This window comes from Gilliamella sp. wkB292 (genome assembly GCF_001690235.1).
Lineage (GTDB): Bacteria > Pseudomonadota > Gammaproteobacteria > Enterobacterales > Orbaceae > Gilliamella > Gilliamella apicola_F.
Genome location: NZ_LZGO01000045.1, coordinates 30688 through 53856, shown reverse-complemented (window position 1 = coordinate 53856; position 23169 = coordinate 30688). Strand labels below are relative to the sequence as shown.

19 protein-coding genes are annotated in these 23169 nt (G+C 34.9%); 13 read left to right on the top strand and 6 right to left on the bottom strand.

Annotated features, from left to right (window positions below; genetic code table 11):
* From A9G09_RS04535 to A9G09_RS04495, 8 genes are all read left to right on the top strand, one after another.
* The coding region (locus A9G09_RS04535) for a type VI secretion system Vgr family protein (RefSeq protein ID WP_141671529.1) at positions 1–1627 on the top strand (1627 nt) is incomplete at its 5' end.
* Positions 1628–1638: 11 nt separating this feature from the next.
* The gene (locus tag A9G09_RS04530) at positions 1639–5073 is read left to right on the top strand and encodes a M23 family metallopeptidase (protein WP_065633717.1); all 3435 of its coding nucleotides are present in this window, start codon (positions 1639–1641) and stop codon (positions 5071–5073) included.
* Positions 5074–5145: 72 nt separating this feature from the next.
* Complete coding sequence (locus A9G09_RS04525) at positions 5146–6111, top strand: hypothetical protein (protein ID WP_065633716.1); 966 nt, start codon at positions 5146–5148, stop codon at positions 6109–6111.
* Positions 6112–6171: 60 nt separating this feature from the next.
* Complete coding sequence (locus A9G09_RS04520; protein WP_065633715.1) at positions 6172–7182, top strand: hypothetical protein; 1011 nt, start codon at positions 6172–6174, stop codon at positions 7180–7182.
* 210 nt (positions 7183–7392) lie between these two features.
* Positions 7393–8736 carry a hypothetical protein gene (locus A9G09_RS04515; protein ID WP_065633714.1) on the top strand — a complete coding sequence of 448 codons (1344 nt, stop codon included), beginning with the start codon at positions 7393–7395 and terminating at the stop codon, positions 8734–8736.
* Between the two features lie 30 nt (positions 8737–8766).
* Positions 8767–9828, top strand: coding sequence for a hypothetical protein (locus A9G09_RS04510; protein ID WP_065633713.1), 1062 nt, complete (start codon positions 8767–8769; stop codon positions 9826–9828).
* Positions 9829–9908: 80 nt separating this feature from the next.
* Complete coding sequence (locus A9G09_RS04505; RefSeq protein ID WP_065633712.1) at positions 9909–10562, top strand: hypothetical protein; 654 nt, start codon at positions 9909–9911, stop codon at positions 10560–10562.
* A 577-nt stretch (positions 10563–11139) separates the two neighbouring features.
* Positions 11140–12321, top strand: a complete 1182-nt coding sequence (locus tag A9G09_RS04495) for an NAD(P)/FAD-dependent oxidoreductase (protein WP_065633710.1) — start codon at positions 11140–11142, stop codon at positions 12319–12321.
* Positions 12322–12335: 14 nt separating this feature from the next.
* On the opposite strand, the gene A9G09_RS04490 is transcribed toward A9G09_RS04495, so the two are convergent.
* Positions 12336–13775, bottom strand: a complete 1440-nt coding sequence (locus A9G09_RS04490; RefSeq protein WP_141671528.1) for a sigma 54-interacting transcriptional regulator — start codon at positions 13773–13775, stop codon at positions 12336–12338.
* A 253-nt stretch (positions 13776–14028) separates the two neighbouring features.
* Here A9G09_RS04490 and A9G09_RS04485 point away from each other — a divergent pair, with 253 nt between their 5' ends.
* The 4 genes from A9G09_RS04485 to A9G09_RS04470 are packed head-to-tail and all read left to right on the top strand — an operon-like array spanning position 14029 to position 19468.
* Positions 14029–15426 carry an alanine racemase gene (locus tag A9G09_RS04485; RefSeq protein WP_065633708.1) on the top strand — a complete coding sequence of 466 codons (1398 nt, stop codon included), beginning with the start codon at positions 14029–14031 and terminating at the stop codon, positions 15424–15426.
* Positions 15427–15481: 55 nt separating this feature from the next.
* The gene (locus A9G09_RS04480; protein ID WP_065633707.1) at positions 15482–16894 is read left to right on the top strand and encodes an APC family permease; all 1413 of its coding nucleotides are present in this window, start codon (positions 15482–15484) and stop codon (positions 16892–16894) included.
* A 17-nt stretch (positions 16895–16911) separates the two neighbouring features.
* Positions 16912–18018 carry an alanine/ornithine racemase family PLP-dependent enzyme gene (locus A9G09_RS04475; RefSeq protein ID WP_065633706.1) on the top strand — a complete coding sequence of 369 codons (1107 nt, stop codon included), beginning with the start codon at positions 16912–16914 and terminating at the stop codon, positions 18016–18018.
* A gap of 55 nt (positions 18019–18073) precedes the next feature.
* Positions 18074–19468 (top strand): amino acid permease, encoded by a 1395-nt coding sequence (locus tag A9G09_RS04470; protein ID WP_065633705.1) that lies wholly within the window; start codon positions 18074–18076, stop codon positions 19466–19468.
* 127 nt (positions 19469–19595) lie between these two features.
* On the opposite strand, the gene A9G09_RS04465 is transcribed toward A9G09_RS04470, so the two are convergent.
* From A9G09_RS04465 to rpsP, 5 genes are all read right to left on the bottom strand, one after another.
* Positions 19596–20198 carry a MarC family protein gene (locus A9G09_RS04465; RefSeq protein WP_065633704.1) on the bottom strand — a complete coding sequence of 201 codons (603 nt, stop codon included), beginning with the start codon at positions 20196–20198 and terminating at the stop codon, positions 19596–19598.
* 164 nt (positions 20199–20362) lie between these two features.
* On the bottom strand, positions 20363–20713 hold the full coding sequence (gene rplS, locus A9G09_RS04460; RefSeq protein WP_065633703.1) for a 50S ribosomal protein L19: 351 nt from the start codon (positions 20711–20713) through the stop codon (positions 20363–20365).
* Between the two features lie 31 nt (positions 20714–20744).
* Positions 20745–21497: a tRNA (guanosine(37)-N1)-methyltransferase TrmD gene (trmD, locus tag A9G09_RS04455; RefSeq protein WP_065633702.1), complete on the bottom strand. Its 753-nt coding sequence runs from the start codon at positions 21495–21497 to the stop codon at positions 20745–20747.
* A gap of 16 nt (positions 21498–21513) precedes the next feature.
* Entirely contained in the window at positions 21514–22044 is a 531-nt protein-coding gene (gene rimM / locus A9G09_RS04450; protein ID WP_141671527.1) for a ribosome maturation factor RimM, read from the bottom strand.
* A gap of 24 nt (positions 22045–22068) precedes the next feature.
* The gene (gene rpsP / locus A9G09_RS04445; RefSeq protein ID WP_025314644.1) at positions 22069–22317 is read right to left on the bottom strand and encodes a 30S ribosomal protein S16; all 249 of its coding nucleotides are present in this window, start codon (positions 22315–22317) and stop codon (positions 22069–22071) included.
* Between the two features lie 429 nt (positions 22318–22746).
* Here rpsP and A9G09_RS04440 point away from each other — a divergent pair, with 429 nt between their 5' ends.
* Positions 22747–22998 carry a hypothetical protein gene (locus tag A9G09_RS04440; protein WP_065633700.1) on the top strand — a complete coding sequence of 84 codons (252 nt, stop codon included), beginning with the start codon at positions 22747–22749 and terminating at the stop codon, positions 22996–22998.
* Positions 22999–23169 lie beyond the last annotated feature (171 nt).

Genomic DNA, 23169 nt, shown 5'->3' with positions numbered 1-23169 from the left:
ATATGGCACGAATTACCGTTATGAAGAGCACTATAAAGGATTGAATGATAATGGCACGGCTAATGCTGGTCGTGATAGCGATACAGCCAACCGTTTTGCGGCAGGAGAGCAAAATGGTAACCGCGAAGGTAATCAGGATAACAGCATTGAAAGTGGGACATGGTATGCGCGTATTCGTCATGAACAGGCAATCAGTAGTCAGGTAATCATCAGCGGTAAAAGTAACCGCTGTCAGCTGGTGCCGGGTCAACGTATTCGCATAACAGGTAACCCGTTAGCCGATACGCAAGAGGGGTTTATCATTATAAGTGTGGCTGGGCACGGTAACCGCACGGATGCTTATGAAGTGGCATTTACCGCCATCCCGTATCAGGTATTAAAACCCTACCGCCCTAAACCGATAGCATGGCCACAAATCAGTGGCACCTTACCGGCACGGGTGACCAGTCCGGATAATGACACCTATGGTTATATTGACACTCAGGGTCGATACCGGGTTAAGTTTAACTTTGACCTGAAAAGCTGGAACAGCGGTGAAGAGAGCTTATGGGTCAGACTGGCGAAACCGTATGCCGGTAGCCGTTATGGTTTTCACTTTCCGCTTATTGACGGTACGGAGGTGGCGATAGCCTTTACTAACGGTAACCCTGACCGCCCTTATATTGCTTATGCGATGCATGACAGTGCCCACCCTGACCATGTTGCAACGGCCAACAAACATCGCAATGTGATTCGCACGGCGACCAACAATAAACTGCGGATGGATGATAAACGCGGTCAGGAGCACATCAAGTTAGCCACTGAATACGGAAAAACCCAGCTTAATATTGGTCACTTAGTTAACCAGAATAAAGAGCAGCGAGGTGAAGGGTTTGAACTACGCACTGATGAATGGGGCGCCTTAGCGGCGGCAAAAGGGTTATATCTGACCACCCAAACCGAGCCAAAAGCGCAGGGCAAACAGCTGGATATGCAAGGCGCGATTACTCAGTTAGAAAACGCCTTATCGATAGCTAAATCCCTGCAAAATGCGGCTAAACAATCGGAAGCACACAGTGCTGATACGGACAGTCAAAATCAGCTCAAGGCAAACTTAACTGAGCTGGCGCAAAGTGGCATTTTAGCTTATGCACAGGAGGGCATTGCGTTAACCAGTCCTGAAAACATCCAGCTATCTACGAGTAGCAGTATTTCCTTAACCAGTGAAAACCAGACTGATATTACCGCATTAAAAAACATCACCCTGTCTGGTGGTGAATCAATGGGGTTATTTGCCCACAAATCGGGGATGAAAGTCTTTGCTAACCAGGGTGATATAAACCTGCAAGCGCAAAATGCCAACCTGAATATGGCCGCCAAGCAGGATATCAAAATTGACAGTGTTGATGGTGAGCTGACAATCACAGCCAGTCAAAGAATCACCTTAATTTGTGGTGGCTCTTATATCAAAATCAGTGAAGAGGGGATTGAGCTCGGTACAGCTGGTAATGTGTATATAAAAAGCAATGCCTTGCAAAAAATGGGAGCGGCAACTATTGATAGTGACAAATTAAAATTTACATCCAGTGATATTGATGTAGCACTCATGCGTTTAATCAACACTGAACTCATCAATTTTTCAGGATAAAGGAATCAATAATGGCATTAACACCCTTAAAAAAATGGACATACCCGGTCGTTACCAATGACCCAAATCAATTAAATGCTAACCGTTATCATGAAGCATTAATGTTAGCGCAAAGCGGTTTTTATCCTGTGAGCGTTAATAAGCTTGTGCATGGAGGAATTCACTTTGATGAAGATGTGCTTAAGAATTTAGGCATTGTAAATGATAAACCCAGCAAAGTGTATTGTATAGCCGATGGTGAAGTGATTGCTTATCGGGTTAATGACAATTATCAAAAAGTTGATTATGGTAATAAGGTTGATTTTTTCTCAACCGGTTTTGTTTTAGTTCGTCATCTGCTTGAAATGGAACGAATTGAAGAGGCACCGCCTGCAACAACAGAAGGTGAGATATCAACCGACGCAGCTACAAATAGCTCAACTGAAAATTCAACAGCGCCAACAGCCAATGTATCACCGTCGTCAAATACACAGCCTACAACTACAACGCCGGTAAAAACATCACCAACGGGCACAAATACTAATATGCCAACTCCTCCAACGACAACCGGTGACTCATCAACAGCAGGCACGCCGCCTGCTACAGAAACGGCTAAACCCAAACAGCCGGGTCATCAACTGTATTTCTACAGTTTATATATGCATTTAGCTGATACCAAGTACTATGAAGATAACCCTAAAGAGCCTGCGCCTGCATTTTGGGAGCAAGATATTTACCGAGTCATTGATAAAGGTTTAGATTTTGTCGAAGGGCTAAATATTCGAAAAATGCCTGACCTAACAGAAGGAGAAATCCTTGCGGTATTACAAGCGGGCACCAAAGTGGAGTTGAATCTTGAGCTACATAGCGAAGATTATAAATGGTATGCAGTCACATCGTTACAGGAAGGCTATTGTTCAATCCCAGTATTAACCCCTTATGAGCATGAAGGAAAGAAGATTATCGGCTGGGTTCTCACTGGTACTAGAAAGCAACTGACTGAATCCACATTTGATATAAAAGGTAAAGATAGTCAATTAGCCAAATCAAAAGGACTAAGAGTCAGGGATGAAAGTAAAAAAAATATACTGGCTATGTTACCAGAGGGTACTCAAATAAAAATAACCGGTGATAAAAAACCTAAAACGTATGTTGAATTAACTCAAATAATAGGTAATGGACAACCGACAATTCCCTTACCTACAGAGAAAAAATTGGTTTGGTATGATAGTCTCGAAAATATCGCCCGAGGCAAAGAATATAATAAGGTTGTGGTATTAGATAAACCTTTTCCCATCAATGCGGGTGATTTAGTCGGTCATATTGGTCATAATCCAAATAAGATTATTGATATTATTGATAAAAAAACGGATAAAGACGGTAATTATATTAATATCGATACTTTACCCTTAGGTGGCGGGATAGAAAAAAGCCGATTTCGGCCGGGTTTACATGTGGAGTGTTTTACTTGTGAAGATTTGCCGACGTTCATCACCCAAACGCAGGCAGAGGCAAGTAAAGTACCCGATGAAGATAAAACATTGGTTGGCATATCAAAAGGTGCAAAATTACTGGCGTTAGCATCAGACTCGGATTCAACAGTAGGTGAGTGCTTCAAAGGTTCGGAAATAAAAGTACTGAGTAAAGAATCGAATATCAACTGGTTACAAATAGAGATTCAAATATCAAAAAGTGAAACCAAAACATTATGGATAGAACATAATAACGAGATACAGGATAAACTAAAAGAAAAAGGTAATCTAAAAGATTTAGCCAGTACCACACCGGCATGGAGTAAATTTCCCTTACAAGAGAGTGAGTTAACCGGTAGCAAAAATGAAGTTGATATGCCACCGTTGCTACTGAATATAAATGATAAAGATTTAATGGGGAATGATAAACGTGCAATTGATGAAAAGGGGACCTTATGGTTAAAGATAGAGTATGCACTGGATAGTAAAAATATTCCTATTAAAGGATGGACATTTATTGGTAGTGAGGGTGTAAAAAAAGTCAGTGGTTGGGAATGGTTTGATTTTAAACAGATTAGAGAAACCGGCAGTTTAAAAGAATTTTATCTGAATGCGAAAAAAGCGGCAACCCGAAACAAAGATAATGCCTCACTTGAGCACTACAAGCCAACCATTAAAGAGACCCTAACAATATTAGATAAGCAATATATTCAAAATAGTAATAAATATGCGGCATTAACACAGGACTGTTTTAAGGGAATAGCGGAAAAAACCCCATTAACAACGGCACTGGGACGGCTGTTAGTTCATTATAAAAGTGAATGGTATGAAGAGCTGGATGCGGAAGGAAAGCGACCGGAATGGGAAGCATTAAACAGTGAAATGACCGATGATGCTGAAAACTATTTGGGTTATATAAAAGACGGTGATGAAGCAAAACGTGATGCATATGTTAGTAAGTTTGATGCAAGCGAACAAGAATCAATAAAACAAGGCTTAGAACAACAAAGAAGAGACTATGAGCGTTTTCCCGCTGATTATAAAGATGCCCCCGACAAGAAATTAACACCGGAGCAACTTAACTTATTGGGTAAAATAAAAGAGTTAGAAGAGAAGTCAGAATTATGGGAAAAAAACAAAGAAAAAGCGACAAAAATGCTGTGGTGGGAAGATGTAGTCGAAGGATTAGCTAAGCAAAGTCAACAGACAGAACAAAGTGACACTGAAACAGAAAAAGATAAAACAGAAGACAGCTCAAAGCAACAAACCGAAACATCATCAACACCTGCCACGTTAAGCCAAAATGGTGAGGTTTGGTTTATGCATCCTGTGGCGATGGTGGATTATTTTAATGCTAAAAGAAAATTCTGGCATGAGCCTTTAGAGCGCCCACAACGGACTTGTTATAGTTCAAATACAAATCTTAATAATTGGAATGGTGCTTTTGGTTTTGTAAGAAATCAGGGCGCAAAAGCTCATACAGGTTTAGATTTATTTGCAGACATAAATACCCCATGTTACGCGTGTTTAGATGGAGAAATAGTCCAATATGAAGTAGAAGGTGGATATGGAAACGTATTAGTAATAAAAGTCAAGGGTGATGATTTACGCGCATCAAAAAATGACTATACGCTTGAATTTAATGAACCCGACAAACAAGAGATAGTTCAAGCTGATGATTTTGATATTAATGCTGACCATTTTTACTTACGTTATTGTCATTTAAGTGATAAACGTGTTGACTTAAAAGTCGGGAACAAGGTTAAATCGGGTGATTTGATAGGCTATACAGGTGATACAGGTAACGCTAAAGGACTTTGTAATCCTCATTTACATTTTGAAATTGCTATGAAAAAAAATGGTAATCGGACTAATACAAAAAATGCACAAAACGATAGACTAGCCTACAAAATCAATCCAGCATTCTTTGTTAATTTACAGGCAATTGATGTAGATGAGCAGACAAAAGTGAAAGAGAGAAGAATTCAAGAATAAATGGTTAAAAAAAGAAATAAGCTTAAGTAAAACAACAGCATAAAAAATAGAAATAAATTAAGGAATAACAAGATGGATTATATAAAACCTATTTTACTTCTAATATCACTAATACCAACAATTAGCCAAGCAGAATTAAGTCGCATTTACACAGGTAGCATTGGTCAAGATAAAGTTGAATTTTATTTTGAATATGATGTTGCGGTTTATATTGATGATAAAGATCATCAAGTTAAGAGTCTTAATATAAGCCAGATTCGTAATCCTAGTAAATTCAAATCTAATAATGTTAATCCAGTGATTGAGAATGTTGATATTTTTGATTCAGAACAGCTTACAGGCTATACACCCAATGGTGATAAGGTAGATTTACACAAAACATTTGAATACGGTGAATACGATGAACATTCATTACGCAAAGTAGAATTTAATAATGTAGATTATTTACAACAAAGTAGCACTAAAGATTTTTATTTTAAAGCGGTAGTATCAAAGAAAAAAGGGGAAAAAGCAAAAATTGTGGGGATCAAAATTTATAGCAAACAGGATGGTCGCCTTATTCAGACTATTACGGGAATAAAAGGGTGTGAATTTAATTCTTATGTTAGTGTTCAAACACATGAAGGCTTTGATTTTAATTTTGATGGTGATAATAATGATTTTTATCTGACTAAAAATAGAAATTATGGTCCTAATCAAATAGCAGATTATTACGCTTATGATAAAACCCAACAAAAATTTGTTAAATTAAATCTTGATGGTAATGATTTTCGTTTTGATTATAAAGAAAAAGAGGCTATTAGCTACAAAACCTGTCCAAGTAAAAAAGAAAGATCCCAAATATTTCTCACTGATAATTTTCAATACATAGGTAATAACCGTTATAAACGAATTTCAACAGAATGCTTATTTCAGGAGGATAGTTATCCAAACGAAAATAATGGTCGATATGAGTTTAAAAAACAAAGAGAATGCACACTTAATGAGTTGAACTTTTGTCGCAATTATATAGATACCAATGATTATGATGATGATTAATAGCAGTGTGACTGATAAGTATGAATCCAGCTGTATACTAAATAAATTAAGGAATAACAAATGAGTTATAAAAAAATAATTCTACTCTTTCTATTATTAATTCCTGCTATTAGTCAAGCTATTTTCCGTGTTTATACTGGTAATGTAGGAAAAAATGAAGCTGATTTTTATTTTGATTCTGAAAAGGCTGTTTTTGTTTATACAAATGGTAAAGATTATCAAGTTAGACTATTAGATTTTGTAGAAAACAATGCTAATGAATTTAATTTCAAAACTTATTATGCAAATTCATATAAAAAGATGATTGATAAAATATTTATTAAAGATTTCAATGTTGTGACTTTTAATGATGGTTCGGAAAATTACCAACAGCTAGCAGGATATGCTTTTGGTAAAGATAGTAAGATTAATTTAGATAAAATATTTGAATATAACGAATATTCATTAGATGAAGCGGAATTCAGCAATATAGATTATTTACAGAGAGATAGCACAAAAGATTTTTATTTTAAAGTGATAGTGTCTAAAAATCAAAAGGAAAAAGCACATATTGTGGGTGTCAAAATCTTCAATAAAAAAGATGGTCGTCTTATTCAAGTCATCGATGATATAAGTGAATGTGAGTTCCATGGTTATATTAGTATCAAAACTAATGAAAGTTTTGATTTTAATTTTTATGGAAATAATAATTCCTTTTTCATTGTTAAAGATCAATTGTCGGGTTCAAATAATATTGATAAATATTATGCTTACTCTTATGACAAAAAACAGCAGAAATTTGTCAAATTGAATCTTTACGGTAATGATTTCAGCATTGATGATGAAGATAAATTTGCTTATAGCTACAAATACTGTCCGGGCAAAAAAGAAGATGAAGTTATATCGTTGAAAAATAATTTTAAATACTTAGAAAATAACCGTTATAAACGTGTTGAAACAGAATGTTTGTATAAAGAGGTTGGAACGATGGTCGTAAATTCTAATCTATTGGTGTTTACAAAACAAAGAGAATGCACACCTAAAGAGTTAAGTAATTGTAGAAAATTTGTAGATGATCCTTATGAAGATTAAAAATTTTTAGATAAATAATAAGGTTTTTTATTAATTATAAAGTTATTGAAATATATGAATTTTTGATATTGCAAATGTTTTAAGGGAATAGCCGAAAACCCCCCATTAACAACGGCACTGGGACGGCTGTTAGTTCATTATAAAAGTGAATGGTATGAAGAGCTAGATGCGGAAGGAAAGCGGCCGGAATGGGAAGCATTAAACAGTGAAATGACCGATGATGCTGAAAACTATTTGGGTTATATAAAAGACGGTGATGAAGCAAAACGTGATGCATATGTTAGTAAGTTTGATGCAAGCGAACAAGAATCAATAAAACAAGGCTTAGAACAACAAAGAAGAGACTATGAGCGTTTTCCCGCTGATTATAAAGATGCCCCCGACAAGAAATTAACACCGGAGCAACTTAACTTATTGGGTAAAATAAAAGAGTTAGAAGAGAAGTCAGAATTATGGGAAAAAACCAAAGAAAAAGCGACAAAAATGCTGTGGTGGGAAGATGTAGTCGAAGGATTAGCTAAGCAAAGTCAACAGACAGAACAAAGTGACACTGAAACAGAAAAAAGTCAAACATTGCCCCCCTCAACTGAGCAAACCGAAACTTCATCAACGCCAGCCACGTTAAGCCAAAACGGTGAGGTTTGGTTTATGCACCCAGTTGCCCTTATGAATTACTTTAAATTTAAAGCAGGCATTGTGACTTATCATATCTATCAGGATGGAAAAATCGAAAAGCATATACCCGAAAAAATATTCCCTGGTTTTGAGCGAAAATATCAATATGTCTATCATGATAAAGATAATAACGAGCATGAAATTTGTATTTGTGAATGGCATACCATTAATAAGAAAGTGTTTGTAGATTCTCCTAGAGAAACATTTAACTATCCAGATCATGGAACTGTGGAGGAAACTAAAACTAACGTTAGTGATGGGTATATTGCAGCTAGAGCGAAATACAAAAATGGTGATATTCATGAATGGATAAAAATAGAAGATGGTGTAAGTATTCATGAAAGACTAACTATGATTAATGGGAATATTGCTGAATATGGACGTCATGACAAACAAGGAGATGTATGGAAACTATATAAAAAGCTGAAGGAAGAAGCCCAAATGGTTCGAATGCCGGATAGTCTTAACTATGAAAGTAGTGGTGTAATTATAAAATATGAACTTAAAGAAACTTTTCGAAAATATATAAATCCAGACTTACTGGCAGGTTTTATAGGCGCTCTGGCGGAGATTAAAGAAAATATTATTGTAACGGGTAGTGCCTACGAACAAGGCTCTTGTTTTCCTAGTTCTTTACACATAAATGGTCTGAGTATTGACACAAAGTACATTAAAAAAGTTAAAAATTTAACTGATTACAAAAAAGATAAAGAATTTGTTAACGCTTTGGCTAAATTCCATTTTAGAACGTTTCGAATAGGAGAGGCAATCTATAACTTATTTAAAGATATATCAGGAGTAATATTTGGATATGAATTACATAATAGCCATTTGCATACAGAAAATTTTGATTTTAATACCATTAAAATAATTGAATAATCGACGATTTAAATGAGAAGGATAAAGGGAATGAAAAAAAATTTTTTAACTTTGATTTTATTGTTTATTTTTTCTATAGGAATTGTTCATTCAAATGAATCACCGGATATTTGGGATTATTATAAAGTTTCAAAAAATTCTGTTTTTGGTAATGAATCAGATTATGACAGAGAGATTTTAACGGAAAAGTATTCGCGAATTAAACTAATATTAATTGATGGAAATATTATAGTTGATACAATTTGTCTTATCCACTATGAAACATCAACAAATCTTACTACACCTTTATCTTATTGGAAAACTCCAGAAAAAGTAGAGGAATATAAAAAAATTTTTTCAGAAGAAGGGATCCTTTTAGGCGATCAATTTGAGGCAATCAAATTTACTAATAATCATGACGATAATTTATGCTTGGAAGCGGGTTTAACTGATTTAATAAAGATCGATAATTATTTTGTTTTTCTAACTAAGTCAGATTACTTAATAATATTTTCGAAGCAATTGAAAAAAAATAATGAATCTCCCATAACTTATCGAGGATTTAATTATCAGGTACCAAATCGAGAGTTTAGTTGGTTTGGTCATCCCATGTTGACTAATAAAAAAATTGTAGAGGATATGAATAAGAAGTGTGATTTTCCCACTGATGGATCTTATTCTGATTCTTACTTTGCTAATGAGTGCGATTTAAAAGAATTAGGTCAATATTTTGGTAAAGTTAGTGATACTTCATTTAATAAAAAGAAAGAGATATATCAAAAAGGAGAATATCGATACAATTTAACTAAAAAGCAGCATGGAGAGTTTGATTTCGAAATATTTTTGAATATTGAAAAAAATAATAAATTAATAGATAACTTATCAATTTTTAAAGAAAAAATTTTAGAATCAGCTGCTTTTTTACAGTATTACTATATTGATAAAAATTTTAAGAATATTTGGTTATTAAATTATGTTGGTAGTGACGAAACACGAGATATTGAAAAATGGAGACATTATAAAATAGATAATAGTGGGCACTTCAAGTTATTGGAATCGATTTCATGTAAACATCGTGATAGACAAAGAGTTGTAAAATGTCAAAAAGATTAAGAATATCATCGTTAAGGTTTTGCTACCTCTAAAAGAAATCAATATATGATATTTGTTATTCGAATAAAAGATGAAGACAGATGAAAAGAAGACTATTTATCATACTTTGTTATTTTTTTACTATTCATTCTCATGCTGAAGTTGAGAACAATCTTGATAAAAAGATTACAAACTATAAATCAAAAATATATCAAGGAGATAGTTTGGTTAGTAAAAAAAAACTTGTGAAAACAATAGATTCTACATGTTTGTCAGTTAATCCATATGAAAGTGGTAAAACACAAAAAGAAATAGATATGGAAAAAAAGAAATGTATTTTATCGAAAATAACTTTTAATTATAGTGAAATAATTAATCAAATGGTATCAAATGAAAAAATATACCTTTCTCCAATAAATGGTATTAATATTTTCTTAAAAAAAACTAAAACACAAATTTATCCAGAAGATCTGAACATAGAAGTGAGACTTTTTACAGAATTAAATAATAAAATAATAGATGAAATTCCACTCTATTATGAGAAATATAATATTGAAAGTTTTTACGCAGAATCTCAATACTATTTCATTAATAATTATATATATATACTACAAGTTTCACATTTTGAAGAAGGTGATTGGCTTAAATCATGGAATAAATACTCTATTGATGATAATGGTAAATTTAATTTACAACAGTCAATTAAATGTACGTATAAATTTGAGAATGGAAAAGAAAAAAACATTTGTCAATAATCTTAAATTTTCTTAAAACTAAAAATTCTCATGCTAACGAGTTTATGGAAATAATAGACAAAGAAATTAATATGGTGTGTTTAACTTCAAAAACGCCAAATTATCAGGATGAAACGAAGAATTTTACCTATAAGATTACCAAATGCTTAACAGAACAACTACGTCAAAAAATAGAGGACATAGATCAAAAATTGGCTGAGTAATCTTATTATAATAACTAAAATTTGGGCTAGCTGATATTAATGTCTTATGAGCATAAAAAAAGAAACTTCTCAGTTGGTTTTTATTGACAATGAGAATTAACAAAGCAAGGCTTAGAAAAGCAAAGAAGAGAATATGAGCGTTTTCCTGCTGATTATAAAGATGCCCCCGACAAGAAACTAACACTGCAACAAATTGAATTGTCTAACGAAATTAAAAAGTTAGAAGAGAAGCTAATCATATACGACTGTGAACCATTAAATTGGTGTTTTAAATAAGTTTCAGCTAATGCATTTAATCAAGTATAAAATGACGACTATAAGTGGCAATTGTATACTGTTATAATCTAGCACCTTTTCTTTTGGACATATTAGTTATGCAAACCAAAATAACAATTGTCGGTGCTGGTGCTGCAGGGCTTTTTTGTGCGGGATTACTTGGTCAAAAAGGCTTTGATGTAACAGTCATTGATAATGGTAAAAAATTAGGACGTAAAATATTAATGTCTGGTGGTGGTAAATGTAATTTTACTAATCTCGATGTTGAGGCAAAACATTATATATCGCAAAATCGGCACTTTTGTAAATCTGCATTAAAACGATTTTCCCAATGGGATTTTATCCAACTCGTTAATCAATATCATATTGCCTATCATGAAAAGGATCATGGTCAGTTATTTTGTGATAATTCAGCTCAAGATATTGTTGATATGCTTATTCAAGAGTGTCAGAAAGGGCAAGTTAAGTTTATGTTAAAAACACAACTCGAAGATGTGGAGGCTGAACAGCAAGGATTTAAGTTATCTACTTCTCAAGGCTTTGTTGATACTGATAAACTAATTATTGCAACCGGTGGACAGTCGATGCCAGCACTAGGTATGACTGCTATTGGGTATAAAATTGCTGAAAAATTTTCGATTCCTATTGTGCCAGTCAAAGCGGGGCTTGTGCCATTTACGTTACATAAGCCTTTGTTAGATGTGTTATCTTCGTTATCAGGAATTGCTGTTTTAGTTGAAGTATCTAATGAACGAATCAGTTTTAAAGAGAATCTACTCTTTACTCATCGTGGATTGTCAGGACCAGCGATTCTACAAATTTCTAGTTATTGGCAAGTAGGAGAGGAAATCACTATTAATCTTTTACCGGATTTAGAGTTTGAATCGACATTTAAGCCTTTATTGGAAAGCAATCGTAATCAAAGTTTAAAAAACTGTTTAGCACAAATTCTACCTAAAAGATTGGTTGACGTATTAATACAACTTAATTTCATTTCTGACACTATTGTTAAGCAGCTTAATCCAAAACAACAGTTTGAATTGTATAAAAAGTTAACCCAGTGGCGCATTATTCCAAATGGTACTGAAGGGTATCGAACAGCCGAAGTGACTTTAGGCGGCGTGAGTACTGATGCACTTTCATCTAAAACAATGGCAGCCAATACCCAACCAAACCTGTATTTTATCGGCGAAGTTGTCGATGTTGCTGGTTGGCTAGGTGGGTATAATTTTCAGTGGGCTTGGAGTAGCGCTTTTGCTTGCGCACAGAGCTTTAATTGATTTTATATTGTTATCTAACTATCGATAACACCCATTTGAATATGATATTTTTTGACTTTATATTGTAAAGTTGTACGGGAAATATTCAATAATTTAGCCGCAGTGATAATTTTGCCATTGGCTTGATTTAATGCATCAATAATTAATTGACGTTCATAATTTTCCACTTGTTCAGTTAAATTATTGCCGTTAGGTGGGGTAGTTGGATTATTTTTGTCGGGTTGATTATTTGTTTCAACTACGGCATATGGGCTGTTAATATCAAATAATTCTTCATCTAAGGTTATTTGTTGTAATTCGCCCGGTTCACTTTGTAATACCATACTTCGTACAATTGCATTTTCTAGCATTCTTACATTGCCAGGCCATGGTGCTGACATTAACTGTTTAAGTGCATGTTCACTAATACCGCTAATAATAACGTTAAAATCATTTTTATGTTTATCGATAAAATAACGCGCTAAAACCGGAATATCTTCTGTTCTTTCTCGTAAAGCGGGTAATTTAATTAAACCAACATTTAAGCGATAAAAAAGATCGCTGCGCATTTTACCACTTTGTAACAGTTCCGCTGGGGATTCATTCATCGCTGCTACAATACGAACATCTGAATGTATCTCTTTATTACCCCCTAATTGCCAATAGGTTTTTTCTTGAAGAAATCGTAATAATTTGCTTTGCATATCTAAAGGCATGGCATTAAGTTCATCTAGAAATAGTGTGCCTCCATTGGCGAGTTCTAAATAGCCTTGTCGATTTTCAGCACCAGTAAATGCCCCTTTAACGGTTCCAAACAAAGTACTTTCGATAAGCGTTGTCGGTAATGCACTACAATTAAGTGAAATAAAAGCCTTATCACGGCGATGGCTGGTTTGATGAATTAATCGAGCAAATAATTCTTTGCCCGTGCCTGTTTCACCTACAATCAGTACAGGAACGTCGTTTCGACCTAAAATATTAGTTTGATCGATAACGTCCTGCATTTTATTCGAAACAAAAACAATTTCAGGTAAGGGTTGTTCTTTATTTTGATACAGTTTTCTATTGAGTGTGAAGACTTGATCTTGAAGTTGCCTTACATCAGATAAATTACGGCCTATTTCTACCGCACCAATAATCTCTTTTTTACTGTTGTAAAGTGGTACTGTAGTATGTAAATAATCAACAAGTTTACCTAAATGATTATAGTAAGATTGGTAATTATCTTGATATTCCTTACCTTGTTGTAATGCTTGCAACATTGTACTATCTTCTTTTTTCAAATTAGGATAAACTTTAAGCAATGGTTTACCAATAGCTTGTTCTTCTGAGTAACCATCAAGTTCTGCGCTTTCCTGATTGTAATAAATATATTTACCTTCTTTATCAATAATGGCCATTGGCTGATGCATTAAATCAAAAAAATGTTTAAATAGTTCTAATGCTTTTAATAATTCAGGATCGATTATCATGATATCCGTACCTTTGAAATTAGGATTATTTGCTAAATATAACTAGCTTTAGTTTGTTCAACCATCACTAATAATGACAAATATTCGTCATAAAAACATATTTTTTACTAAATGACTAATATTATTTCTATGTCTATATATTTAATTTATTGATTTTTATATTTTTTTAAGTTGGCATGCTGATTGCATTACCTGAGAAAAGCTTTTTTTCTTATTCATTGTGTACTTTTTTATGTACTAATTAACTGGAGGTCATATGTCTGACACAATTATGTCTAATTATAACAAAATACGCACCAATCTTATAACCAAAGATCGTCGTTTTAGTGCGGAAGGCAGCAAACTTTGTTTTGATGGCATTGATTTAGTCGATTTAGCCAAAAAATATCCAACTCCTTTTTATGTGTTTTCTGAAAAAGAAATTGATCGTAACGTTCAAGAAATTAAAGATGCATTTAAGGCACATCCAAATACCAAAATTTTCTATGCATCTAAAACTTGTTCAGTTATGGGCGTACTCAAAGCGATTAAAGATGCTGGTATTTATGCTGAAGCTAATTCGATGTTTGAAGTGCGTAAATGTTTGGAAATTGGTTTTCCAGGAAGCCAAATTGTTTTCAACGGTGTGGTTAAAAAACCTGTTGATTTAGAATTTGCTATCAAAAATGATCTTTATATTATTAATGTAGATAGCTTATATGAACTTGATATTATTGATGAAATTTCACAGCGTTTGAAAAAAGTAGCAAACGTGTGTGTGCGTGTTGAGCCAAATGTACCTTCTGCAACTCATGCAGAGTTAGTCACTGCTTATCATGCTAAATCAGGTATCGACCTTGAACAAGCTGAAGAAACTTGTCGTCGTATTCTTGAAATGCCTTATGTACATCTTCGTGGTTTGCATATGCATGTTGGCGATCAGGTACCTGAAGCAGAGCCTTTTGCTAAAGCAACGAAAGTATTAGTTGATGAATCACGTCGTTTAGAAGAAGTACTTGGTATTAAATTTGATTTAATCAACGTTGGTGGTGGTATTCCTGTTCCATACAAATATGATGAAGAAAATGGTAACCCACTAGAAGACAACATGTACGCAGGTATTACAGCACAAGATTTTGCTGATGCGGTAATCAGTGAAGTACACAAATGGCGTAAAGATGTTGAAATTTGTATTGAACCAGGACGTAAAGTAACAAGTTCAGCTGCAGTATTGTTAACCGAAGTAGCTTGTGAAAAACGTAAGACTAATTACGATTTAGACGGTAACATCGAAGAGCATGTTGAATGGAAATTTGTTGATGCAGGTTATAGTGTTCTTTCTGATAGTCAACATTTTGATTGGTTCTTCTATGTTTTCAATGCTTCAAAAATCAACGAAGCACATGATGAATACATCAAATTAGCAGGACCATTATGTGATGGTGGCGACTATTATCATGTAGGGGTTAAAGATGAAGAATTTTTAATGCCAAAAGATACTCAAATTGGTGATATTGTCGCTTTCCTTGATGCGGGTGCTTATACCATCGAAAGTCAAACTGTTTATAACAATCGCCCACGTACTGCTGTTGTTATGATTGATAAAGAAGGCAAAGATCGATTGATTCGCCGTGAGGACACTTACGAAGATATGGTTGGATACGACGTGTATTAATCATGAGTTATCTGGGGCACATCGTGCTCCAGATATTATAATGTGAGGTTATTTTATGAGTGATTCTAAAGGTTCAAGTTTACTTGGTATTAAAGACATTGTGTTTATGAATGTCATTGCAATATTAAGTTTACGTCAAATTCCTAATGTGGCGCCTTATGGGGCATCAGCAATGGTGCTTTGGTTACTTGCTGCATTTTGTTTGTTTTTCCCATTAGCGATGGTATGTGGTGAGCTTTCCACAGGCTGGCCAAAAGATGGTGGGATCTTTGTGTGGGTAAAAGAAGCGTTTGGTAAACGTATTGGTTGGATTGTTGTTGTTTGCTTCTTATTTTCTTGTGTGCTGTTTTTCCCACTTATGTTGCAATTTGGTTTTACCGCAATTGGCTATATGTTTAGTGCCGATTTGGCGCAAAATCAGGTGTTTATTGGTGTAGGTTCGATGGTGGTATTCTGGATTTTGACACTGATGAATATTCGCGGTATGCAGTGGACCAAAATTATCAATAGTGTGAGTGCATGGCTTGGGGTATTTATTCCTGCTGCAATTATTGTGTTATTAGCTATTGTTTGGTTATTAACCGGTCACCCGATGGCAACTGATTATAGTCATGTTAGTGATTGGATCCCAGATTTAAGCAGTTGGGATACCATCGTGTTTTTATCTAGTATGATGTTTGCTTTTGCTGGTCTTGAAGTGGCACCAATGATTGCCGGACGTACACGCGATCCACAACGAGACTTCCCTAAAGCGATGGCGGTATCGGCAATTGTTATTGTTGGTATTTACATGATAGGTACTTGGGCAATTAATACTTTATTACCTGCGGCTGATACTGATATTGTTGCTGGCGTAATGCAAGCGATGGAAGCGGCGGCTAAAGAGTTACATATGCCTTGGTTATTACCGGTTATGGCAATTTGTTTATTCTTTGGTGCATTAGGTCAAATTAACTCATGGTTAGTTGGTCCTATTTATATGTTACAAGAAGCATCTAAAGAAGATAATTTGCTTGGTGAACGTATTGGTCGTTTACATCCTGTATATCAAACACCAGCATTTGCTTTAGTTATCCAAGCAATAATTGTAACGGTACTTTGTTTCTCAACGTTTGTATCACCAAGTATTGCAGCAGCTTATTGGATGTTAACCGCATTAACAACAATTTGTTACTTTATCCCTTACTTAGTGATGTTTATTGCTTACTATCGTTTACGTATTACTCAACCAGATGTACCACGTAGCTTTAAGATACCAGGTAAAGTATTACCAATTGTTTTACCAGGTTTAGGATTCTTATCTACGCTATTTGCGGTGATCTTAGTCTTTATTCCACCTGCACAAATTGATATGGGTGGTTATGTTGAGTATATTGCGAAAATTGTTGGTGGTGCAGTGCTTGCAATTGTCCTAGCTGAATGGATATATTACCGAGCACAAAAACGTAATCGTTTGCAACAACAATAATATAGAGGAGTAAGAGTATGTACAAACCTATATTGGAAATTGATTTGCGCAAATTAAGGAATAATGCGCGAGTCGAAAAAGAGATACTTGCTAAGCACGGCATTGAAGTGATGGCGGTCAATAAAGTCTTTGATGGTTGTGTTGAAACCGCCAAAGCGGTGCTTGATGGTGGTATTGATGTGATTGCCGAGTCAAGAACTTACAATCTAAAAAAACTTAAAGACGCGTTAAATTGCAAAACGTGTTTATTACGTAGTCCTTGTTTGAGTGAAATCAGTGATGTCGTTAAATATGCTGACATTAGCTTAAACAGTGAAAAACAAGTTATCCAAGCACTTTCTGATGAAGCGGTTAAACAGCAGAAAATTCATCAGGTTTTATTAATGGTGGATATGGGTGATTTACGTGAAGGTATTTGGTTTGAACATGTTGATGATATCATCGATACTGTCAAACTTATCTTATCGTTACCTGGTGTTGAACTTTACGGTCTTGGAACAAACTTCAATTGCTATGGTACGGTTTTACCGACTGTAAAAAATGGAGTAGACTTTTTACAAATTGCGCGTAAAGTAGAGCAAGCTTGTAACATTAAGATCAAATATTTATCAGCGGGTAACTGTACGAGTTATCATTTACTTGATAAAGGTGTTTGGCCTGAAGGCTTAAATCACATCAGAATTGGTGGTTTACATGAGTTTGGTATTGAGTATGTGGATATGAAGTATTTAGATGAATTCCATCACTCAAATAAACCTGTCGATAAAGCATGCAGTAATTTGTATAAATTGTATGCGCAAATTATTGAACTCAATAGTAAACCAACTGTTCCTGTTGGTGAGTTAGGTGTAGATGCGTTTTTAAATAGTAAAACCTTTGTTGATCATGGTACGCGTAAACGCGCGCTTCTCGCTTTTGGACGTCAAGATGTACCGTCTGAAAACTGTGTACCGATTAATGATAGTATTACTGTTTTAGGACAGACCAGTGATCATACTATTGTCGATATTGAAGATGTTACTGAAACATTGCGTGTTGGCGATATCATTGGTTTTGAACTTGATTACACAGCCTTACTTATGGCTTGCCAAACAAATGGTGTAGAAAAACGTTTTATTTATTAATTCGTGTTAGCTGCTGGTTACGCCAGCAGCTGTTATTAATTATTAGGCGGTTTACATGGCAACATCAGAATCACAAGAAAGCCCTTCTCCCAGTAGTTTAAAGAAAAATCTAAAAAATCGTCACTTATTGATGATTTCGTTAGGGGGATCAATCGGTACGGGATTATTTATTGGTATTGCCGCACCGCTTAGTACAGTAGGCCCATTAGGTACTATTATTGCTTATTTAATGGCTGGCAGTATTATGCTTGCTACTATGTTATGTTTAGGTGAGCTTTCTTGTGCTTTTCCCCATGCAGGTTCTTTTCAACATTATGCATTAATGTTTATTCCGAACCCAATTTGGAGTTATACCATTGGTTGGTTATATTGGTTAAGTTGGGTACTGTCGATGGCAGCTGATTTGACTGCTGCTGCTATGATAGCCCATCAAGTTTTTCCTGCGATTCCTATTTATCTTTTTAGTCTTTTAATCCTTACAGTTATCACTTGTGTGCATTTAACTTCTGTTCGTGCATTTGGTGAAAGTGAATATTGGTTTTCAACCATTAAAGTCTTGGCGATTATTGCGTTTATTTGTATTGGCATTTATTTGTTATGTCAAGAATATAACCAAACCCACGTTTTACCAACACTTAAGACAGAACATGGCTGGTTTCCAAATGGTTTTTTATCGATTTTTGTCTGTATGACCATTGTAACTTATTCGTTTCAAGGTGTTGAGTTAATTGGTAATGCTGCTGGTGAAGCGCAATCACCACAAGCGGTATTACCAAAAATTATTACCGGTGTTGCATTTCGTATCATTTTGTTTTACGTGTTAGCGATTGCGGTATTAGCACTGGTTTATCCTTATGGCACAGAACATACCGAGATCAGCCCTTTTATATGGGTATTTAATAAGGCAGGTATTAGCTTTGCCTCTTATGGCATGCTGTTTGTTATTTTTTGTGCTGCCATTTCAGCTGCAAATTCAGCAATTTATGCTAGTTCAAGAATGTTATGGTCTATGGCTCAAGATAACTTAGCGCCAAAATATTTTTCAGATGTGAATAAACGAGGTGTGCCAACTAAAGGGATTTTATTTATTGCACTTATTGCATTAGTATCCTTATTTTCTAAATATATTGCTGCTGAAAAACTTTATATCTATTTAGTTGCAAGTACTGGACAAGTCGGTTGTTTTGCTTGGATTGTTATAGCCTGGTGTCAGTACCGTTTTCGTAAAGGTGTCAATACTGGTCAGTACCCTAAAGAGATGATTAAATTCAGATCGCCTTTATTTCCTTGGTTAGCCATTATATCAATTATTGCAAATACAGTGATTATTATGGGCGTTTGGTTTGATGAGTCAGGTTACTTTATTTTATTATCTGAAGTAGTATTAATTGTTATTATTCTTATTTCTTACTTTTTCTATAAAAAACGTAATCTCGAAAAAAGTCGTTAATCGGTACTTTTTATGTAATCGAGTCAATAAACATATTGTCTTGATTACATAGGATTGATTATTAACTCTATTATTGTTGAAACAAAACCGAATCACGTTTTATTAATTATATCTCAATTTGTCTGTACTATTTTAGAAAAGCAGCTACACCAGTAAAAACAACTTGTGCCGCAATAGCGGATATAAGTAATCCAGTTAATTTTGATAAAATTGATATACCGGTATTTTTTAGCACTTTAGCGATTGTTTTAGCACATAGCAACATGGCATAAATACCGCTTGAGGCAATCAATAGCGAAAGGGCACCAATCAGATTTTGCATACCTACGGAACTTGTCCCCATAACAATAATCGTACCGATCGAGGCGGGACCCATACATAAAGGTATTGCAAGAGGAACCACACTAATATCATCATCATCAGTATGAATTTTATTTTTTTCAGGTGAATCATTCATCAACGAAACCGCTGTAATAAATAGTAATGCGCCGGAGCCAATTCTAAAAGCATCGAGTGTAAAACCAAACACACTAAACATGGCATTACCAAAAAAGAATAACACAATACCAATGATAAAAACGGCACACGATGTTTTAAGTGCAGTTTTTCGGCGTTGTTGTTCATCATATTGTTTTGTGCCACTTAAAAATGCGCTCAAAACTGCTGGTGGTGTCATTAATGCGAACAATTTTATAGTTGTTGCAAGAATTTCAAAAAGATAGTCACCCATAGCATAACCTTCAAAAGAATAATAAAATTTGCTTTAACTTTGTCAACGCTAGATAGTTGGCAGGAAACAGTATGTTTTAAATATAAAAACGGTCACCGTAAAGGTGACCATCATTAGACAGATATATTTTATATTGTTTTTTTAAATCATTAACCAATAAAGAATTAGTTAAGGCGCTCTTTAATACGAGCCGCTTTACCACGAAGTTCGCGTAAGTAGTAAAGTTTAGCTTGACGTACTTGACCACGACGTTTCACAGTAATTGAATCAACAATTGGTGAGTGAGTTTGGAATACTCGTTCAACACCTTCGCCATTCGAAATTTTACGTACTGTAAATGCAGAATGTAAACCACGATTGCGAATTGCAATAACCACACCTTCATAAGCTTGAAGACGTTTTTTGTTACCTTCAACAACCCATACTTTTACTTCAATCGTATCACCTGGGCGAAAAGACGGGATGTCTTTTTTCATTTGTTCTTGTTCTAATTGCTGAATAATTGCATTTTTCATAATGTTATCTCTTACTAGTTATACTGAAATTTTAGTTGCTTTGTTTATCACGGTATTCTTGTTGAAATTCAGTGAGTAAACATTGCTCTTCATCAGTCAGAGCTAGATTTTCAAGAAGATCTTCTCTTCTCAACCAAGTTCGTCCTAGTGATTGTTTCAATCGCCAGCGACGAATCGCTTCATGGTGACCAGACATTAACACATCGGGCACCGCCATTCCATCTAACACCTCTGGTCTGGTATAGTGTGGACAATCAAGTAAACCGTTAGCAAAAGAGTCTTCTTCTGCTGATGATTCATGATTCAACACGCCAGGAATAAATCTTGCTAGAGCATCAATCATGGTCATTGCCGGTAATTCACCGCCACTTAACACGTAATCCCCAATTGACCATTCTTCATCAATTTCGGTTTGGATAACGCGTTCATCTATACCTTCGTATCGACCACAAATCAAAATCAATTTTTGATATTGTGACAACTCGCAAACACCTTGTTGGTTTAATTTGCGCCCTTGTGGGGAAAGATAGATTACTTTTGTATCTTCACCTGCTACTGCTTTCGCTGCATGAATGGCATCTCTAAGTGGTTGTACCATCATTAACATGCCAGGACCGCCACCATAAGGTCTGTCATCGACAGTCTTATGCTTATCATGCGCAAAATCGCGCGGGTTCCAATAATCTACTGTTAACAGTCCATTTTTTACGGCTCGACCAGTTACACCATAACAGGTAATAGCTTGGAACATTTCGGGAAAAAGGCTAATTACGCCAATCCACATATTCTTACCTTACCAATTAAAATGCTGGATCCCAATCGACCACAATCATTTTTGTTGTTAAATCAACTTGTTTAATAAATTGTTCTTCAACAAAAGGAATTAAACGTTCTGTTGCTCCAAATGCATCTTTTAGATTTGCTTTAACAACCAACACATCATTAGAACCGGTTTCCATTAAATCAGTGACCTGACCTAAGTCATAACCATTAATTGTTTTTACTCGGCAACCAATCAGATCTTTCCAATAAAAATCACCATTATTAAGTTCTGGTAATTTTTCTGCATCGACAAATACTTCGGCATTAGTTAATGCATTGGCTTGATCACGATCGTCAACACCTTTGAGTTTCACAATCATGTCTTGATTATGGGGTTTAAAGCTTTCTACGATTACTTCTTGCCATTGCCCAGCACGCTGAATATACCAAGGTGTGTAATCAAAAATACTATCTGGAAATTCTGTAAACGAAAAAATCCTGAGCCATCCACGAATGCCGTAGCTTGAACCAAGTTTACCCACAACAATTAGATTCTCAGTATTCATCATTACAATTACTATTAGTTACTAATATTAAGCAGCTTTTTGTGCTTGTTTGATCAATGTATTAACACGATCAGAAACGGTTGCACCTAAACCTACCCAATGATTTACGCGATCAAGATCTAAACGTAATTCTTCTGCTTTACCTTGTGCAATTGGATTAAAAAAGCCAACGCGCTCAATAAAACGACCATCACGTGGGTTACGGCTATCAGTGACAACTACTTGATAAAAAGGGCGCTTTTTAGAGCCACCACGAGCTAAACGAATAGTTACCATAACATCCTCTTAAATTAAAAAATAATCTTTATCTTGCCCAACATGGACAAAATCAAAGCCCCGAAATTATACTCTTTCTGGCAAAAAGTGCAATGGCTGTTTATGGCTGATAAAAGGTAATACATTTATTAACCAATATCTATAAATAATCAATCTCACCAATAATAATTACTGGGATTGATTCGGTTCAAAAAATAATCATTAACAGTCGTTTTAATCTATATCTTTACCCATTAATGCCGTACTTAGCCCTTTTCCATGCATATCAAGCGCTAAAGAGTAAGTTATGCCACAGGTGATTGCACAATTATTATACCTCCAAATAGCTGGTAACTGTTTGACGAGCTGTCATTCAATTAGCATTGAGTCCATGGCAATAATCTCTTTGACAGCTTTACGAGCACATCACCCATGACGGTAACATGATCTTTGGCTATTTGTTTAAACGTTACTTGCGAAAAATCGGCAACTCGTTCTGTAATGACAATATTAGCAGGAATACCGACTTTAAAAGATATTCATACAGATTTATTGTTTTCAGGTGAGTTTCATTTGATTTACCACAAAGATAATGTTCTTGAGCAGAAACAATCGGTTGAATTAAAGGAGTTAGAAAGGCATAACTATATTGCTTTTTTAAAAGGTATAATTATTTGTATTTATACTGAACAATTGACGTAGCTATAACATTCAATATGCTATAGAAGTTAGGCTGTAGACATTTATGATGGGATTAGTATTACACTGGGTTAACCTTATTTCAATTTGAACATGACAATATTGCGATAATCTTATTTGAAGGCATCTCGCTCAAAAGAGCAGTTTATCTGATTAAGCAAAGAGATCGACAAT

Excerpts from the sequence above, each read along its gene's own strand:
- A9G09_RS04530 (WP_065633717.1), top strand. The coding sequence starts at position 1,639 with ATGGCATTAACACCCTTAAAAAAATGGACATACCCGGTCGTTACCAAT.
- A9G09_RS04525 (WP_065633716.1), top strand. The coding sequence starts at position 5,146 with ATGGATTATATAAAACCTATTTTACTTCTAATATCACTAATACCAACA.
- A9G09_RS04520 (WP_065633715.1), top strand. The coding sequence starts at position 6,172 with ATGAGTTATAAAAAAATAATTCTACTCTTTCTATTATTAATTCCTGCT.
- A9G09_RS04515 (WP_065633714.1), top strand. The coding sequence starts at position 7,393 with ATGACCGATGATGCTGAAAACTATTTGGGTTATATAAAAGACGGTGAT.
- A9G09_RS04510 (WP_065633713.1), top strand. The coding sequence starts at position 8,767 with ATGAAAAAAAATTTTTTAACTTTGATTTTATTGTTTATTTTTTCTATA.
- A9G09_RS04505 (WP_065633712.1), top strand. The coding sequence starts at position 9,909 with ATGAAAAGAAGACTATTTATCATACTTTGTTATTTTTTTACTATTCAT.
- A9G09_RS04495 (WP_065633710.1), top strand. The coding sequence starts at position 11,140 with ATGCAAACCAAAATAACAATTGTCGGTGCTGGTGCTGCAGGGCTTTTT.
- A9G09_RS04485 (WP_065633708.1), top strand. The coding sequence starts at position 14,029 with ATGTCTGACACAATTATGTCTAATTATAACAAAATACGCACCAATCTT.
- A9G09_RS04480 (WP_065633707.1), top strand. The coding sequence starts at position 15,482 with ATGAGTGATTCTAAAGGTTCAAGTTTACTTGGTATTAAAGACATTGTG.
- A9G09_RS04475 (WP_065633706.1), top strand. The coding sequence starts at position 16,912 with ATGTACAAACCTATATTGGAAATTGATTTGCGCAAATTAAGGAATAAT.
- A9G09_RS04470 (WP_065633705.1), top strand. The coding sequence starts at position 18,074 with ATGGCAACATCAGAATCACAAGAAAGCCCTTCTCCCAGTAGTTTAAAG.
- A9G09_RS04465 (WP_065633704.1), bottom strand. The coding sequence starts at position 20,198 with ATGGGTGACTATCTTTTTGAAATTCTTGCAACAACTATAAAATTGTTC.
- rplS (WP_065633703.1), bottom strand. The coding sequence starts at position 20,713 with ATGAAAAATGCAATTATTCAGCAATTAGAACAAGAACAAATGAAAAAA.
- trmD (WP_065633702.1), bottom strand. The coding sequence starts at position 21,497 with ATGTGGATTGGCGTAATTAGCCTTTTTCCCGAAATGTTCCAAGCTATT.
- rimM (WP_141671527.1), bottom strand. The coding sequence starts at position 22,044 with ATGATGAATACTGAGAATCTAATTGTTGTGGGTAAACTTGGTTCAAGC.
- rpsP (WP_025314644.1), bottom strand. The coding sequence starts at position 22,317 with ATGGTAACTATTCGTTTAGCTCGTGGTGGCTCTAAAAAGCGCCCTTTT.